This window comes from Acinetobacter sp. 25-47-122 (genome assembly GCF_056779695.1).
On sequence record NZ_JBWYIJ010000005.1, the window covers coordinates 23144 to 41071 of the forward strand.

Genomic DNA, 17928 nt, shown 5'->3' on the forward strand with positions numbered 1-17928 from the left:
AAATCATAATCCAACGACATTGAAAAGTATACGTGGGCTAAAGGGGAGTTTAGTTCACGTATTTAAACTCAACACAATAAGAAATCAGCGCAATACTGAAAATATGATAATAAAAAATCTTCAGAGCCAATTTGGCTCTTTTTTAATTTTCAATTTCATGAACGGCGTTAAATACATCGAGTGGTTCAATACGAATGATTTTTTTGCCGAAGCTTCTGAGCCACCAAACCAATTGTGAAGTAAAGGGCACATTAGCCACCACTTTAAAGAGATCATCAGATACTTGTGTGATGGATTGATCTTTACTGAGTTGGCTTTCGGAAAAGTAAAGTGCATCAGCTTTATTCATAAAGAGTTCGAGTTGAACGAGCTCAGTGGGTTTATTGAAATCAACTCTGAAGCCGAGCGCACCAGATTCAATGTAAGCATCAATATCAAAGTCAACAGGGTGTAAGGCGCGTTGCTCTAGAACTTTTGCAGATTTAAAACGATGTAAAGCAAAGGTTTGAACTTCTGATTTGTCATGTCGAGTACAAATCAAATAAATGATTGAACCCTTTTGAACCAATGCAAGCGGGTTTAAGGTATAACCACGTTCTTCACTTTCAGGTCCACGCGCACGATATATGCATTCGATCTGTTTATCTTGTAATAGACCTTCATAAATGGCTTGCTGCGCATGTTTCTCTACAACAGGAGGGATCAAGGGCTGGCTTGCTGGAACAATACGGACACGGTTAATCCATTGACGTACATTGTTTTGTGTAGATAAGCTGCGTTTTGCAAGCTCGAACCAAGGGTTCATCTCCTCAATTAAACTTGGTGGAAGCAAATGCTTCAAATGCTCTTCAACCATCATAAAGGTGACCGCTTGAGAGCTGGTCATATGCGGCAAGCTTTGAATAGGGGCATCTGATCGCCAACGCCAACCTTGTGGTACAGTTTTATTACTCTCAATAGGAAATCTTTGAGAAATTTGATTTAAATCACGTTGAATGGTTCTTAAACTGATTTCAATACCTTCTCTTTGCAACGTCTCTTGCAACTCTCGTGTACCCATCCATTTGCCAGTGGTTAAGCGTGAAAGAATTTGCCACTGTCGATATAAGCTATTCGATGTTTCTTTTTCTTGAGAGGACATAATCAACTAATGAATAAAGAGAAAATATTTTTCAAACACACAATAAAAAATCTTTAAGAGATAAGCAAGCATGGAAAGTGAGGCTTTTGACTATATTTCGATACATCTTTAGGCCATTTTTCGTTGTGAATGCTTCAAAAATGGGGCATTAATAGATGAATAGGTAAATTTTTGGCATTGAAATTGCTTAATTTTGTTTACAATTGATAACAATTAAGAGGTATGTATGCTAAAAGAGGAAAAAGATACCACTTCAATTCTCGCAAATTTTGAGGCTGATCATACCGTCGAAGCTTTTGAAAAATCTAAGCAAATCGAAGTTAAACAAAACAGCACTGCGTACTTGTTCGATCAACTTAAATCTAAATTTTATAATGAACTTTTAGATGATAAAACGATTGGCTTAGAGGCATCTAGCAAAATCGAAAATTGGTTATGTGAGAGAAGCTTGGATGAGCTGAAATCTTTAAATCATCAAGCGAAGGAACATTTTCTCTATCAGGGCATTACATTTACAGTTTATGGTGATGCTGAGGGTACAGATCGCATTATTCCTTATGACTTAATTCCACGTGTAATTGCCAAACAACAATGGCACAAAATAGAGCAAGGCTGTGCACAAAGAGTGCAAGCATTAAACTTTTTTTTAGATGATATTTACCATAATCAGGCGATTTTAAAGGATGGTTTAGTGCCTGAACTGCAAGTGCTCACTCATGAAGCATACCAACCATTGATGTATAAACATTCATTGAAAGGTAAAGTTTATAGTCAAATAAGCGGAATCGATATTATTCGTGATCAGCAAGGTAACTTCTTTGTACTAGAAGACAATTTAAGAACACCATCAGGCGTGTCTTATATGTTGGAAAGTCGAAAAATTAGTGAAAAAATGATGCCCGAACTTTGTAAGTCATCAAATTTACAAGGTGTAGAGCAATATCCACAACTTTTAAGACAAATACTCGAGGAAAATGCTGAAGTAGATAACCCATTTATCGTGGTGCTTACACCCGGCCGATATAACAGTGCATATTATGAGCATTGTTTCCTCGCACGTGAGATGGATGTTCCTCTAGTTACAGGTCAGGATTTATACGTTGAAAATGCTAAGGTCTATGCCAAAACCGTTTGGGGTAAAAAACAAGTCGATGTGATTTACCGGCGCCTAGATGATGGCTTTCTTGATCCATTGTGTTTTATGCCAGACAGTACATTAGGTGTACCTGGTCTAATGTCTGCATACTTACAACATAATGTCGTGATTGCGAATGCACCTGGAACGGGGGTGGCGGATGACAAATCAATCTATCCTTATGTCGATAAAATGATTGATTACTATCTAAACGAGAAGCCAATCTTAAATAACGTACCGACTTATCAATGTCGTGAACGTGATGAACTCGATTATGTACTTTGTAATTTAGAAAAATTAGTGGTTAAAGAGGCTCAAGGTTCAGGCGGTTATGGCATGTTAATTGGTCCTAAAGCGACCGAACAAGAAATTGAGCAATTTAGATTAAAGTTAATTGCACAGCCGCATGCTTATATTGCACAACCAACTTTAGCGCTTTCAGTCGCGCCCACTTTAACTGAATTCGGCATCGCTGAACGCCATATTGATTTAAGACCGTTTATTTTAAGTTCACCATATCGTACAGAAATCGTACCGGGAGGTTTAACCCGAGTTGCGATGCAAGAAGGGTCATTAGTTGTAAATTCATCACAGGGTGGTGGCATTAAAGATACGTGGGTTATAGATCCGCTACATTCATAAATATATAACCAGGAGCTTGTCATGATTATATTAAACAGCAATGCACAAAATATTTACTGGGTTGGCCGTTATTTATCTCGTATTCAACATTTATGTGGTCAGTTTCCATTTCAAGATGATGCTCAAGCATTGCAGTATGCACATGCTTTTTGCTTACCTGCTTTTAATGCGTGTTCGCTCAATGAGCTGATTCTGAGTAATGATCAGCCAGCTTCTTTTTTTCAACAATTTGAATATGTGAAAAATAATATTCAAGATTTACGTGGTGTATTGTCAGTTCAGGCTTATTCAGAATTAAAACAGATGGTGGATACTGCGACACAAAATGCAGGATTAATTTGTACTGTTGTTGATGAGTGTAGCGATATTCTAGAAGCTGAAAATGAAGACATTTTTTTGTTTTTTAGTCTAGGACAATATTTCGAAAATCTTGATCGTGAAATACGGTTGAATCAGGATGTTAATTCTACAATCAATTCTTTAAGTGTTGTGATTGAACTGTTGAAATCTAAAGGATGGGACAGTTTAGATGAGGCTTGGCAACATCTTTTAGCGCATCCAAATGCTAATAGTTTTTACCAACTGAATGATCAGGTGCAATGTTTATTTGAGGTGGATGCATGAAATTGATGATAAATCATCAAACCCATTATCAATATACGGAAACAGCAAAAAATAGTATCCAATATATTCGAATGTGTCCTCAAAGTAATGCTCACCAAAAAGTAGATGCTTGGTCAGTGAGTATTCCTGGTTATAAGGTCGAAGCAAAAGATGCCTTTAATAATATTTGGATAACTTCGACTCAACGCTATGCATATCAAAATTTAAGTATTATGGCGCAGGGCATTATTGAAATCGATACAGTTTCAGAACAAGCTATTGAGTCAGAAGTGCCAGTCGGTATTTTTCTACAAATTACCCCAGCGACACAATGTGATGCTGAAATGAAAGCTTTTGCAGCTCAGCATGTGCGTAAAAAGACTCGTGATGAATTAAAACATTTAAGTTCTGCATTGCTTGAGCATATGCCATATATTTCAGATTCTACTCAAGTGAGTACTACGGCAATAGATGCATTCCATCATCAACAAGGGGTATGTCAGGATCATACTCATGTATTTGTAGGTATGTGTAGAGAGTTAAATATTCCTGCGCGCTATGTTTCTGGATATCTTTACGTTCCGGAAATGAGTCATTTGGCGAGCCATGCTTGGGCTGAAGCTTATCTAGATGGAGTTTGGTATACATTTGATGTTAGCAATCAGCTCTATACGCCAAGTTCACACATTTATATTGCATTAGGGCGTGATTATTGGGACGTTGCACCTATCAGAGGTGTGCGAGAAGCTGGTGGCGTGGAGAGTATGACGACCATCGTTCAGGTATTACCGTGTTAGAACAAAATTTAGAAGAGATATTTCAATGACCTATTGTTGTGCTATGCGTTTACGTGATGGCTTAATTTGTATCAGTGACACGCGAACAAATGCAGGTGTAGATCATATCTCTGTATTTCGTAAACTCTATCTTTTCGGTGTTGAGGGTGAGCGTTTTATCAGTATACAAACTGCAGGTAATTTGGCGACGACACAAGCCGTTATAGGACATTTGCAGAATCAACTAGATTTAAAACACGAACCTAATTTGTATAGTGTGAATAGCATGTTCGAGATGGCTGAATTGGTTGGTCATACTTTAAAGCGTGTCATAATGGATGTGACTACTGATCAACTAGAGCAAAGTAATTATCACTGTACGATTTTACTTTCTGGTCAAATTCAAGGGGAGGATATTCAGTTATATAATATTTATCCTCAGGGTAATTTTATCAATGCGACGTCAGATACGCCCTTTTTTCAGATTGGGGAAAGTAAATACGGTAAACCAATTTTAGATCGTGCATTAAATTACAATACTGAGTTAGATGAAGCATTAAGATGCGGTTTAATTTCATTTGATTCAACCCTTAGATCTAATGTTTCTGTGGGCTTACCACTAGATGCATGTATTTATAAAAAAGATAGTTTTGCGATTCCATTGTCTAAACGTATTCATGATGATGATCCATATTTCTCATCAATTAGTAAACTTTGGTCAGATACTTTGCGTCAAGGATTGAACGGTTTGCCACGGCCAACAGAAGACTATTGGCAATAATTTTGCTTTATGATTGAGTTTAGATTAAATTGAGTTACATTGAATATTAAATCATTACTATAAAAATTAGGGGAAGCAATGCAACAGTTCAGTTATGCGAGTGTGTCGACTGCAGATGCAAGTCGCTTATTGATTGATGTTCGTGAAATCTTGAATGAAGCCCGTCATTTCAATTTTGAGCATCAAATTTCTGGAGCACTTTATTATGCAGATGGGCACTATTTTCAATGTCTAGAGGGTGATGAAGCCACACTAGATATATTGTTGCAAAAGCTTCACAAGGATAAACGCCATCATCAAATTCGCCTATTCCAGCGAAAAAATATTGAAAAAAAACAATTTCAAGAATGGTCTATGAAGTTTGTAGGACGACAAAGTCCAGTGAAGCAGGCTTTAATAGATATGGGATTTAGTCAATTTACGCCTACACAGTTTACACAAGATCAAGCTGATTATTTAATTCGATTTTTGACACGCGCTCAGGATACGGATTTTAATGAACTACAACGTAATGCTGTTTAGCATTACGTTGATTTAATTTGCTCATTACATTTTGAGACGCTTCGGACGTTGGCTTAATCGACATAACAACTCATAACCAATCGTACCATTCGCTTCAGCAACATCATCCACTAAACGATGTTTACCCCATAATTCTACTAGATCACCAATTTTTGCGTTGAGATTAGTGACATCTATGGCAATCATATCCATGGCAACTCGACCGATCACTGGGGTCAATTGACCATCTAGTGAAACCGTATTATCACGAATAAAAGCTCTTGGATACCCATCACCATATCCGATCGAGACAATTGCTAATTGCAGAGGTCGCTGTGCAACAAAGGTTGAGCCATAACCTACAGCTTCACCTGATTGAATGGCGTTAAGTGCAATAATCTCAGCACTGAATGTCATAACAGGTTTTAAATCTAGAGCGTGGACGTCACGATCTGCAAATGGCGTTGCGCCGTACAGCATAATACCAGGTCGAACATAGTCAAAATGCAATTCAGGGTATTTATAAATTGCTGCTGAATTACAACACGAAGCTAAAATTGGTGCACAATCTTGTTTTACTTCAAGAAATTGAGATATTTGTTGTTCATTTAAAGGGTGATCAACATCTGCATTAGCAAAATGCATTGCAAGTACACAGGTAAAACCTTCATTTTTTAATTGATGAATAATCGATTTGATTACATCAATTTTGAAGCCTAAGCGGTTCATTCCGCTATTTAGTTTAACCCATACTTTTAGATTTCGGGCGATATAAGCATCTTTAACTTGCAACAACCACTGCAGTTGTTGATGATGATGAACGATTACTTCAATATTTTGGTCAATCGCAATTTGCATTTCATCTTCAGAAAAAACACCTTCAATTAATGTGATAGGTTGTTTAAAACCTAATTCACGTATTTCAAGTGCTTCTTCTAAACATGCAACGCCAAAAGCATCAGACTGGCTCAATGCGGCTAAGCAATCTGAGACTCCATGACCATAAGCATTTGCCTTAACCATACTTACAACTTTAGAGTTTGGTGCAAGTTGTTTCACGCGATTTAAATTGTATTGCAATGCGTGTGTGTCAATACAAACCGTTGCTTGGCGCACTCTAATTTACTCCTAGAGGCATGTGGAAAGGTTAAATCTTTTAAACTGAAAAAAGATAATTGAGGTCAGATCAATTCGTGCGTTCACAACTACGAATTGATCAAAGCAAAATTACTCTTCTTCTTGGTTTTGCGCATAATATTCAGGTGATAGGTTACTGAAACGCGTATATTGACCTTCAAAAGCGAGTCGAACGGTACCAATTGGACCATTACGTTGTTTACCGATAATGATTTCAGCAGTTCCTGCTTCTTTAGATTCTTTGTTATATACCTCATCACGGTAAATGAACATGATCAAATCGGCATCCTGCTCAATTGCTCCAGATTCACGTAAGTCTGACATCACAGGGCGTTTATTTGGACGGTTTTCGAGTGAGCGGTTAAGCTGCGAAAGTGCAATCACTGGGCAATGCATCTCTTTCGCCAATGCTTTCAAGCTTCGAGAAATTTCACCAATTTCACCCACACGGTTATCACCCATACCTGGTACTTTCATTAACTGCAGGTAATCGACCATGATGCAACCCAGTTTACCACCGTGTTGTTTGGCGATACGTCTTGCACGTGCGCGCATTTCAGTCGGTGGGAGGGCAGATGAATCATCAATATAAAGATGTTTTTCTTGCAATTGAAGAATCGTTCCCGTGACCTTGTTCCATTCTTCGCCATCTAATTTGCCAGATCGCAAATGTCCTTGATGCACTTTACCAAACGAGGAAATTAAACGCATGGCAATAGAGTCAGCAGGCATCTCCATGGAGAATACGAGAGCAGGAAGGTTGCAATTGAATAGCACACTTTCGACTAAATTCATTGCGAAAGTTGTTTTACCCATTGATGGACGGGCAGCAACGACGATCATATCTCCAGCTTGCATACCTGATGTTTTATTATCAAGCTCCACAAATCCTGTGGTCAGACCAGTAATATTCCCATCAAGTTGTGATAATTCGTTGAGTTTATCGAATACATCTGCGACAACGGTATTAATTGCTTTTGGTCCTTGAGCTTTAGCATTGTTATTGTGTTGTTCAGCCAAAGAAAAGATACTGGTCTCAGCTAAATCTAAAATTTCACTGACTTCTCGGCCTTTCGTGTCATACGCATTTTGTAGAATTTCATTACCAACTTTGATCATATTTCTCAAAGTTGCAAATTCACGTATTTTATTGGCATAAGTTTCAAGGTTATAAAAGCTTGATGGAGAATCCGCCATCAATTGCATTAAATATTCTTCACCGCCAATCGCATCAAGCAGGTTCTGTTTGATTAACCAATCATTGACCAATACGGCATCATAAGGTGAACTTTCTTTAGAAAGTTTTTCAATTGCTCTAAAAATATATTTATGTCGAGTCGCGTAAAAATCATTCTCGGTTAATATATCGCTGACCTGTTCGAATGACTCAGCTACTGTCATGAGTGCGGCAAGAACAGCCTGTTCAATAGCAAGATTGTGCGGAGGCGTACGAAACTCTTTGAGTGCTGAAGATTCACTCTTTAGCAAATCTAACTCAGTGTTATTCGTATTTTTTTTGGCAGTCGCCTGAGACATATAAAACCTTGATTTACAATAATTACGAAAATGAATAGGGGAGACTTATCTTAATGCAAAATGCACAAGCAAGACAGTGCAACAAATAATATCGATAACAAATAAAAAACTAAGTCTAAATTTCAGCTTGCTAAATCAAATTTTATAATTATTAGGGATAAAAAAAGAGCATGCTGATGCATGCTCTTTTTCTTTGCATAAAATTACTCAGATACGATAGTAACGAGAACTTCAGCAACAACATCATGGTGCAATTGGATTGCGATGTTGAATTCGCCAGTGTGGCGAAGTGCACCGTTCGGTAAACGAACTTCAGCACGGTCAACTTCAAGACCAGCATTTGTCAACGCGTCAGCGATGTCACGAGTACCGATAGAACCAAATAGTTTACCTTCGTCACCAGCTTTCGCAGTGATTACGATATTTACTTCGTTCAATTGGTCAGCACGTGCTTGAGCAGCAGCTAATACTTCAGCTTCTTGCTTCTCAAGTTCAGCACGACGAGCTTCAAATGCAGCAGTGTTAGCTTCAGTAGCAGCAACTGCTTTACCTTGAGGGATTAAGTAGTTGCGGCCGTAACCAGCTTTAACTGAAACTTTATCACCTAATTTACCAAGGTTCTTAATGCGTTGTAATAAGATAATATCCACAGCTCAACCTCACTTATGATTGTCAGTGTAAGGAATCAACGCTAAGTAGCGAGCTTGTTTGATAGCAAGAGCTAATTGACGTTGGTAACGAGCTTTAGTACCTGTAATACGGCTAGGAACAATCTTGCCGTTTTCAGTGATGTACTGTTTTAAAGTATCGATATCTTTATAGTCGATATATGTAACGTTCTCAGCTGTAAAGCGGCAGAACTTACGACGACGGTAGAAACGTGCCATTGATGTTCTCCTTATGCTTCAGCAGAGTCTTGAGCTTGTTGTGCTTCTTCACGTTGAGCTTTACGCGCACGTTTTTCTTCAGCACTCTTAGCCAATAAAGACTCTTCAGTGATTGCGTTTTCACGACGAATAATAACGTTACGAAGAATAGCATCGTTGTAACGGAATAATTCTTCCAATTCATTAAGCGTAGTTTGGTTACATTCAACGTTCATTAAAATGTAGTGCGCTTTGTGAATTTTGTTAATTGGGTAAGCCAATTGGCGACGGCCCCAATCTTCAAGACGGTGAATTTGACCTTCAGCATCTTTAATGTGAGAGATATAGCGTTCTACCATACCTACCACTTGATCGCTTTGGTCTGGATGTACCAGAATTACGATTTCGTAGTGACGCATTGTCAGCTCCTTACGGTTTTATGCAGCCCCTAACGCATTTGTTAGAAGCAAGGAGTCACAACTGAATGTAAACAAACAGCGTGTCGCAAAAATTGCGAAGGTAAGATTCTATGTGGTTTAAGTCAAAAATTCAAGTCACAGCTATTAAATAAGTCTAAGTTTTGAGTTACATATTCTCAAACACTGTTTGACAGATCATTACATTTCTTCAAGGTAGATTAATCTCAATACATGATTAATAAGATGAAAAATAACGTATGACAGATCCATATTTATATTTAGAAGAAATCAACAGTAATGAAGCTCTGAATTGGGTAAATCATGAAAATTCATTTACAGAAGATAAATTCACCAAATCCAAATATTTTGACGAAGCCTATAGGGATATAGAAAAGGTTTTGTTAAGTGCATATTCATTGCCATATATTTATAAAAAAAGAGAGTATGTCTATAACTTCTGGCAAGATGAAAAAAATATAATTGGTATTTGGCGACGCACCACGCTGGAAAAATATCAACAAGAAAATACGGATTGGGAGTTGCTTCTTGATTTAGACGAATTAAGCCGTGATGCAAACCATCATTGGGCTTTTGCAGGTGCTGATTTTTTAGAAAATGACGTTTCACATTGCATGATTTATTTATCAGATCAGGGCTCTGATTCATATCAAATATGTGAATTTGATTTACAGACGAAAAAATTTGTCGAAGATGGATTCTTTGTTGATACAGCAAAAGCGAATACGTGTTGGATCAATAAAAATGAAATATATGTAATGACTGACTTTGGTGAAGATAGTCTTACATTATCGGGATATCCGAGAATTGTAAAAAGATGGAAACGTGGAACACCGATTGATCAAGCTGAAACAGTTTTTAGTGTGGAAAATGATGATTTACAAGGCGTTGTTTATATTGATCATTTAGAAGGTAAAGCTGAACATATTTTTATGAGAATAAAAAACTTTTATGAAAATGAGTTTTTTTTAGGTGAGCAAAAGCAAAGAATTGATATCCCACACAATGCTTTTTTTTCATTACATCAGAATTTTATGTTTCTTGAATTGAAATCTGATTGGCATATTTCAGTGAATTACACATCTGGCAGTTTGCTAATGATCGATTTTAATTCTTTCTTGAATGGAGATCGAAATTTCAAAGTGATTGCTCAATCGACTCCAAAAAAAATTATGAGTAGTTATGCTTTGACTAAAGATTATTTAATTTTAAATATCATGAAGGATGTGAGTAATTATTTAGAAGTTTATAAAATTGGAAAGAATTTAGAGCTCGTAGACACAATTTTTGCTGATGGAATTTATTCTCAAATTTCAATTAACTCATTTGAGAAAGAAAATAATGAAATTGTAATGACCGTTGAGAGCTTTATTCAACCTCAAACACAATATTTGATTAATTTTGAAAATAAACAAAAAATAAAGTTAAAGACTAGAAAATATATTCTAAATCCAGACGATTATCGCGTTGAACAGAATTTTGCAACTTCTAAAGATGGAACACAGATTCCTTATTTCCAAATTTCAGAAAATAAGAATTTTTCTTCATATCAGCCAGTGTTGATCGAAGGTTATGGTGGTTATGAAATTTCATTGCAACCTAGGTTTTTAGACAAAGAGATGACTTCTTGGATTAATAAAGGTGGTGTCTATGTTGTGGCAAATATTCGAGGTGGAGGGGAGTATGGACCAAATTGGCATCAGCAAGCTTTGAAGCAATATCGGCATCGTTCATATGAAGACTTTGCGGCAGTAGCTCAAGATTTGATTCAGCGTGGTGTAACTGTTAAAGAAAAATTGGCTGCAATTGGTGGTAGTAACGGTGGTTTATTGATGGGGAATATGCTGACTCAATACGCTGATTTGTTTGAGGCTATTGTGTGTGAGGTTCCTGTGCTTGATATGCTTCGTTTTCATAAAATTGGTGCAGGATATTCGTGGATAGCTGAATATGGTGATCCAGAAAATCCTGATCATGCTAAGTTTTTGAGATCGATATCACCTTATCATTTATTAGATGATCAAAAAAATCCATCAAAAAAATATCCTGCAGTTTTATTTTATACTGCTACAAGTGATGATCGTGTAACACCAGTACACGCTCGTAAAATGGCTGCTAAAATGAAAGATAAGCAAATTGATGATGTGTATTTTTATGAACAAGTAGAAGGTGGACATAGTATTTTTGCCAATAAAAAACTAACTGCATTTCATACAGCGTTGGTCAGCAGTTTTTTATTTGACTCACTTAAACTGAATTAAATTTTTGATGAATTTAATGATTAATTATAAGCTGAGATGGATTGTTTGGCAGGAAAACGAATTAAAATTTAGATTACTAAATACCTTGGATTCTTTTTGGAATGTCACTCACGATTTGTAAGTATTAAAAAAAAGATAGAGGCTTCTCTATCTTTTAAAAAATGACAAGATTGTTTATTGGTGCAGTAGCAGTAAAGCTAAAGCAAATACTGATAATCGTAATTAGGAGAACAGAGAATAAGAAATATTTCTTTGCCCATAATTGATCATTTTCAGCTTTAAATCCAATGATATTTAAATATAGCCAATAAACAGTCAATACATTGAGAATTATACAATAAAGCCAATTTGCATAGCCAAATACAAATAAAGCGTTCATTGAGATTGCAAATAGCACAATGTAAATCAGCGATTCGATCTTGGTGCGAACAATCGAGCACGCAACAGGAAGAATCGGAATACCCGCATTTTTGTAATCATCAAAACGATAAATTGCAATTCCCCATGAGTGAGGCATTTGCCAAAATGCATAACCCAAGAAAATGAGTAGCGCACCTAAATCGAATTGATTCGCGACCGCTGTATATCCAATGACAGGGGGGGCTGCACCAGAAATACTACCGACCACAGTTTGGTGGATCGTTGTTCGTTTTGTCCATAAGCTGTAAAAACCAACATATACGACAAAACCAATAACTGCGAATAAAAAAGCGTATGCATTTACCCAAAACCATAAAATACCAAAACCGAGTATGCCTAACAGGAAAGCAAAAGCTAATGCAATTTGAACAGAAATGGTTTTCTTAACTAACGCACGATTTTGAGTGCGCTGCATTTTTTGGTCGATGTCTTGATCAATAACGTTATTAACCACACATCCAGATGCAACTACGAGGGTAGTGCCAATGAGGGTAAGAAGCAGGAGAAGGAAATCTACTGAACCTTGGGTAGCTACAAAGTAGCCACCCAAAGTGGTAACAAAGTTACCAAAGAGAATTCCTGGCTTAGTCAGGAATAAATACTTTTTAAACATGACAATCAGTTTAGATCATCATGTTTGAATGTAAGTAGTTCATGATCCATACAGAACCAACTAAAAGAACAGCAATAGTTAGAATTGTATAGATAAATGCAATCACGTTCCAACGTTGCTCTGAAGATGAGTTCATGTGCAAGAAGTAAACTAATTGTACAAGTACCTGAGCAACAGCTGTAATACCGATAACAGCAATAATTGCACCACGGCTGAAGCTATCAGTATTCATTGCCATGTAGAATGGAACTACAGTCAATAAAACAGAAAGTACAAACCCGATTGTGTATTGCTTTACGTTACCGTGTGATGCACCAGCAGCATTATGATCATGACTCATTATAATACTCCCATTAAGTACACTACGCTGAATACGCAGATCCATACGATGTCAAGGAAGTGCCAGAACAAGCTTAGGCAAGCAAGACGACGAGTATTGATTGTAGTCAAACCATATTTTTTGATTTGAATCATCAACACGATCATCCATACCAAACCAGAAGTTACGTGAATACCGTGCGTACCAACTAAAGTAAAGAACGCAGATAAGAACGCACTCACGCTTGGTCCATGACCAGCATGAACTAAATGATTAAATTCATAAAGTTCCATGCCGATGAAGATTGCACCGAATACAAATGTAACTGCTAACCAAGCTAGAACTTGACCAACATTTTTCTTGTAAGAAGCAAGTACCGCAAAACCAAATGTCACTGATGAAATCAAAAGTGCGAAAGTTTCAGTTAAAACGAAACCTAAAGAATCTGCAAAAAGATCCTTTGCACTTGGAGTGCCAGGTGGAATATGACTGCTTAATACAGCGAACGCGATGAAGAGTGTACCGAATAAAATCAAGTCACTCATCAAGTAAGTCCAAAAACCAAAGACCGTGATGTCTGTATCATCGTGATGATGTTCATCATGCTCGTGGTTTTCGTGATGAAGTACTTCAGCCATATCCTTAGTCCTTCTTCAAGTGTTTTTCGAGTAACGCATAACGTTCGTTTTCAATACGTTCTACTTCAGCAGCTGGAACATAGTAATCCACTTTCTTCGTGAATGAGCTCCAGATAAAGCCGATGATTGCAGAAACGAAAGAAACAATCGCTAACCACCAAATGTGCCAGATAAGTGCAAAGCCCATAACAGTGATGATCAGTGCAATAAGTACACCCGCAGCACGGTTCGTTGGCATATGAACATCTTCATATTTAGCAGGACGTGCGTAAGCTACACCATTTTCTTTGTCAGTCCAGAAGCGGTCGATACCGTTCGCTTGAGGCAATACTGCAAAGTTATAGAATGGAGCTGGAGATGAAGTCGCCCATTCAAGCGTACGTGCATCCCATGGATCGCCTGTAACGTCACGAGTTTGTTCGCGTTGTAAGAAACCAACAATGATTTGCATGATGAAACAAGCAATACCAATTGCGATTAATACAGCACCGAATAATGCGATACCAACATATGGATCCCAGTCTGGGTTGTCATACGAGTTTAGACGACGAGTCATACCCATGAAACCTAGGATATACAATGGCATGAACGCGAAGTAGAAACCGAAGAACCAGAACCAGAAGCATGCTTTGCCCCAGAATTCACTTAACTGCCAACCGAACATTTTCGGCCAGTAGAAAGTAATACCAGCAAACATACCAAATACAACACCACCAATAATTACGTTATGGAAGTGAGCGATTAAGAATAGTGAGTTGTGTACAAGGAAGTCCGCAGGTGGAACCGCCATAAGTACACCAGTCAAACCACCGATACCGAAAGTCACTAAGAAGCCAACTGTCCAGTACATTGGTGATGTGAAGGTAATACGACCCTTATACATTGTGAATAACCAAGAGAAGATTTTCACACCTGTAGGAATCGCAATAATCATGGTCATGATACCGAAGAACGCGTTAACGTTGGCACCTGAACCCATTGTAAAGAAGTGGTGTAACCATACTACGAATGCAAGAACTGTAATCGCGATCGTTGCATATACCATTGATTTGTAACCAAACAATGTCTTACGAGAGAATACAGAAGTAATCTCAGAGAATAGACCGAATGCAGGTAGGATCAAGATATAAACTTCTGGGTGACCCCATGTCCAAATCAAGTTTACATACAACATTGGGCTACCACCCATGTCATTTGTAAAGAAGTGGAAACCGAAGTAACGGTCAAGCGTTAACATTGCAATTGTTGCAGTCAACACTGGGAATGATGCGATGATCAATACTGCAGTACATAAAGATGTCCACGTAAAGATCGGCATATCCATAAGACCCATGCCAGGAGCACGCATTTTAATGATGGTAACGAAGAAGTTAACACCAGTAAGAAGTGTTCCAAGACCAGAGATCTGAAGTGCCCAGATATAGTAGTCAACACCAACACCAGGAGAGTATTCGATACCTGAAAGAGGAGGGTAAGCCATCCAACCAGTTGCCGCAAACTCACCAAGCGCAAGAGAAACCATCATCAAACCAGCAGCACCAGCGAATAACCAGAAGCTTAAAGAGTTTAATAATGGGAATGCTACGTCACGCGCACCAATTTGTAGTGGAACAGAAATGTTCATCATACCCACTACAAGACCCATCGCTACGAAGAAGATCATGATTACACCGTGTGCGGTGAAAATCTGGTCGTAGTGTTCAGGGTGTAGATAGCCTTCGCCGCCGCCTTTTGCAAGGAACAATTGAAGACGCATCATAATCGCATCCGCGAAACCACGTAATAACATGATCACAGAAACGATAAGGTACATAATACCAATTTTTTTATGGTCTACAGATGTGAACCATTCGTTCCACAAGTAGCCCCATTTTTTGAAATAAGTGATACCAGCAAATACTGCAATACCACCTAAAATCATCATTAACACTGTTACCTGTACGATTGGATCGTACGGGATAGCATCTACACTTAACTTACCTAAGAAGCTCATGTCTTATTCCCCTACAACTGAAGAAGCAGGTTCAGCATTTACATCAGCAACTACAGCATGACCTTCAGCTTTAGCTGAGTGATCTGCACCGTGGTAGTTTGCCATGTATTTGTTGATAATTGATTCAAACAAGCCTTTTTCAACAGAAGAGTAGTAAGTCACAGGATGAGGATGTGCCTTATATGGACCTTCTTTTTGAGCAATTTCAGCTTGTTGCTTCTCTAGATCGGTTTTAGCGTTACGAACCATCGCAGCGATTTGTTTCTCTGAACGGTTACCATCACGCAAGGTTGCAAATTCAGCTTGGTCTAAAACTGTTTTTTGAACAGCTTCAGGGTTAATTGAAGTACCATTACCAGCTTTTACTGCAGACACCCATTCAGCGAACTTAGCTTCTGAAACAGAATGAGCTTGGAAGCGCATTTGTGTGAAACCATAGCCTGAATAGTTCGAAGAGAAACCACGGTATACACCTTCATTATCCGCGAGGACATGAAGTTGAGTTTGCATACCCGCCATTGCATAAATCTGACCAGCTAACTGAGGAATGAAGAAAGAGTTCATTGTGAAGTTAGAGGTGATATTGAAATTAATCGGAGTTTTTTCTGGGAAACGAACTTCGTTAACTGTTGCAATTTCTTGTTCAGGGTAAACAAAAACCCATTTAAACTGTTCAGCAATAACTTGAATAGTTAAATGTGATTTCTCTGATTCTAGCGGACGATAAGGGTCATACTTGTGTGAGCCCCACCATGTTAAATACGCTAAAATACCAATAATAATACACGGGATACCCCACACTACGATTTCAATAATAGTAGAGTGTGCCCATGTAGGTTTATAGTCTGCATCTTTATTTGACGCACGATATTTCCAACTAAACCATAAAGCCATCAATGCTGATGGAATTACTACCAATAGCATGAGGTAGATCGCAGTCATCATAAGATCAGACTGACCTTGTGCTACTGGACCTTTTGAGTTTAGAAGTACCATATCACCGCCACACCCTGTTAAGAGCACGGCAAGCGTTGATAAAGACAATACAGCTAAAATTGTTTGTCTCATTTTACAACCTCGGTGAAGAGTCCCATTCCCTAATAAAATTATGGGATAGCGATTATAGTGTCACATGATTGAAAAACAGAAAATTACATTTACTGAATTTCAGTCATATGACACCGCTACGTTGTAGGGCATTATGCCCTATAACGACCAACTAAGCTATATGTAAAGTGCCTTTAAATATAAGGATTAAACCCAATTTGTTTGGTCGGAATTGGTTGAAGAATTGATTACTTTTGATGTGAAAACAGAGGCAAAACAAAGGGGAGCATTTGCTCCCCTAAGATAAAAATTATCGTTTTATGACTTTAGTCTTTGCTAATTTATCGTGCAAAGTTTGTCTTTTTTGACTTAGACCGAAGGCATGATCAATGATGGTAATGAATGGCATAAAGAGTAAATTCAATACAATAAAAATCACACTACGCAATGTGAATGCGCGCATTAAGTTTACTTGCTGTCCATTTTCAGCATCAACAATTTGAATTTTTGATACTTTTTTACCTAAACTCTGACCACTTTTCGCAATTAAAAATGCTTGAGCAGCTAGCATTAATACAATGTAAACCAACATTGCTTGCCAAGCTTCCATTGGAATAAGTGTAAATAACTGTTCCTGTAATTTGATTGCTTGATCTGATGAGCTAGCATTCTGCATTTTTTGCTGAAGCTCAGTCAATTGAGCAACTTGTTCTTCCTGCATAAAGAACGAAGGAATCACCATGGCAGGCAACCAAAGCGCCAGATCAACGAGTTTAGCTAAAAATCGAGATCCAATTGAGGCAAGTTCTTGCTGAGCAGTATTTTTTTGAACATTGAAACTCGAAATAGAAGCATTTGAATAGCTTTGTTGCACTGGTGGAGTGGGTTGATAGCCTTCAGGTTGGTAATATAATTTTCCTTGAGTGAGTTCACCTAAAGCTTTCCATTCAGTCATACCTTGATGCCAGACCAAGTCTGTGAGTAAAACTTGTTGGCTCGAGAGCATTTGATTTAACTGCTCTACCGTATACGGTCCAGCTTGTTGATTATTTCTCGCCAAGTAAATTTGCATAAACCTAATT

Annotated in this window: 18 protein-coding genes; 6 read left to right on the forward strand and 12 right to left on the reverse strand. The window is 37.9% G+C overall.

Going from position 1 to position 17928, the window contains the following annotated elements:
- Positions 1-142 precede the first annotated feature (142 nt).
- Positions 143-1141, reverse strand: coding sequence for a helix-turn-helix transcriptional regulator (locus tag AC1M9P_RS05785; RefSeq protein ID WP_179998271.1), 999 nt, complete (start codon positions 1139-1141; stop codon positions 143-145).
- A gap of 226 nt (positions 1142-1367) precedes the next feature.
- On the opposite strand from AC1M9P_RS05785, the gene AC1M9P_RS05790 reads away from it, so the two are divergent.
- The 5 genes from AC1M9P_RS05790 to AC1M9P_RS05810 all read left to right on the forward strand — a co-directional run bounded on the left by AC1M9P_RS05790 (position 1368) and on the right by AC1M9P_RS05810 (position 5600).
- Positions 1368-2918, forward strand: coding sequence for a circularly permuted type 2 ATP-grasp protein (locus AC1M9P_RS05790; protein ID WP_035267628.1), 1551 nt, complete (start codon positions 1368-1370; stop codon positions 2916-2918).
- 21 nt (positions 2919-2939) lie between these two features.
- The gene (locus tag AC1M9P_RS05795) at positions 2940-3542 is read left to right on the forward strand and encodes a hypothetical protein (RefSeq protein WP_481586982.1); all 603 of its coding nucleotides are present in this window, start codon (positions 2940-2942) and stop codon (positions 3540-3542) included.
- Positions 3539-4318 carry a transglutaminase family protein gene (locus AC1M9P_RS05800; protein WP_481586983.1) on the forward strand — a complete coding sequence of 260 codons (780 nt, stop codon included), beginning with the start codon at positions 3539-3541 and terminating at the stop codon, positions 4316-4318. Before AC1M9P_RS05795 ends, AC1M9P_RS05800 begins: the two co-directional genes overlap by 4 nt.
- Positions 4319-4343: 25 nt before the next feature.
- Positions 4344-5078 carry a proteasome-type protease gene (locus tag AC1M9P_RS05805; RefSeq protein WP_035267625.1) on the forward strand — a complete coding sequence of 245 codons (735 nt, stop codon included), beginning with the start codon at positions 4344-4346 and terminating at the stop codon, positions 5076-5078.
- A gap of 78 nt (positions 5079-5156) precedes the next feature.
- Complete coding sequence (locus AC1M9P_RS05810) at positions 5157-5600, forward strand: BLUF domain-containing protein (RefSeq protein WP_180027635.1); 444 nt, start codon at positions 5157-5159, stop codon at positions 5598-5600.
- A gap of 24 nt (positions 5601-5624) precedes the next feature.
- Here AC1M9P_RS05810 and alr read toward each other — a convergent pair whose 3' ends face one another.
- From alr to rpsF, 5 genes are all read right to left on the reverse strand, one after another.
- Positions 5625-6695 (reverse strand): alanine racemase, encoded by a 1071-nt coding sequence (gene alr, locus AC1M9P_RS05815; RefSeq protein WP_481586984.1) that lies wholly within the window; start codon positions 6693-6695, stop codon positions 5625-5627.
- A gap of 111 nt (positions 6696-6806) precedes the next feature.
- On the reverse strand, positions 6807-8252 hold the full coding sequence (gene dnaB / locus AC1M9P_RS05820; RefSeq protein WP_035267619.1) for a replicative DNA helicase: 1446 nt from the start codon (positions 8250-8252) through the stop codon (positions 6807-6809).
- A gap of 203 nt (positions 8253-8455) precedes the next feature.
- Positions 8456-8902 carry a 50S ribosomal protein L9 gene (gene rplI / locus AC1M9P_RS05825; protein WP_035267617.1) on the reverse strand — a complete coding sequence of 149 codons (447 nt, stop codon included), beginning with the start codon at positions 8900-8902 and terminating at the stop codon, positions 8456-8458.
- Positions 8903-8911: 9 nt separating this feature from the next.
- Complete coding sequence (gene rpsR / locus AC1M9P_RS05830; protein ID WP_004719336.1) at positions 8912-9139, reverse strand: 30S ribosomal protein S18; 228 nt, start codon at positions 9137-9139, stop codon at positions 8912-8914.
- Between the two features lie 11 nt (positions 9140-9150).
- Positions 9151-9537 (reverse strand): 30S ribosomal protein S6, encoded by a 387-nt coding sequence (gene rpsF, locus AC1M9P_RS05835; protein WP_035267614.1) that lies wholly within the window; start codon positions 9535-9537, stop codon positions 9151-9153.
- A 257-nt stretch (positions 9538-9794) separates the two neighbouring features.
- Here rpsF and AC1M9P_RS05840 point away from each other — a divergent pair, with 257 nt between their 5' ends.
- The gene (locus AC1M9P_RS05840) at positions 9795-11816 is read left to right on the forward strand and encodes a prolyl oligopeptidase family serine peptidase (protein ID WP_481586985.1); all 2022 of its coding nucleotides are present in this window, start codon (positions 9795-9797) and stop codon (positions 11814-11816) included.
- Positions 11817-11970: 154 nt separating this feature from the next.
- Here AC1M9P_RS05840 and cyoE read toward each other — a convergent pair whose 3' ends face one another.
- The 6 genes from cyoE to AC1M9P_RS05870 all read right to left on the reverse strand — a co-directional run bounded on the left by cyoE (position 11971) and on the right by AC1M9P_RS05870 (position 17918).
- Positions 11971-12849, reverse strand: coding sequence for a heme o synthase (cyoE, locus tag AC1M9P_RS05845; RefSeq protein WP_481586986.1), 879 nt, complete (start codon positions 12847-12849; stop codon positions 11971-11973).
- A gap of 10 nt (positions 12850-12859) precedes the next feature.
- A complete protein-coding gene (cyoD, locus tag AC1M9P_RS05850; protein WP_171076771.1) occupies positions 12860-13192 on the reverse strand; it encodes a cytochrome o ubiquinol oxidase subunit IV in 333 nt (110 codons plus the stop codon).
- Positions 13189-13806, reverse strand: coding sequence for a cytochrome o ubiquinol oxidase subunit III (cyoC, locus tag AC1M9P_RS05855; RefSeq protein ID WP_035267060.1), 618 nt, complete (start codon positions 13804-13806; stop codon positions 13189-13191). Before cyoC ends, cyoD begins: the two co-directional genes overlap by 4 nt.
- A gap of 4 nt (positions 13807-13810) precedes the next feature.
- Positions 13811-15799 carry a cytochrome o ubiquinol oxidase subunit I gene (cyoB, locus tag AC1M9P_RS05860; RefSeq protein WP_035267062.1) on the reverse strand — a complete coding sequence of 663 codons (1989 nt, stop codon included), beginning with the start codon at positions 15797-15799 and terminating at the stop codon, positions 13811-13813.
- Between the two features lie 3 nt (positions 15800-15802).
- Positions 15803-16867 (reverse strand): ubiquinol oxidase subunit II, encoded by a 1065-nt coding sequence (gene cyoA, locus AC1M9P_RS05865; RefSeq protein ID WP_035267063.1) that lies wholly within the window; start codon positions 16865-16867, stop codon positions 15803-15805.
- 289 nt (positions 16868-17156) lie between these two features.
- Complete coding sequence (locus AC1M9P_RS05870) at positions 17157-17918, reverse strand: RDD family protein (RefSeq protein ID WP_481586987.1); 762 nt, start codon at positions 17916-17918, stop codon at positions 17157-17159.
- Between the last annotated feature and the right edge of the window lie 10 nt (positions 17919-17928).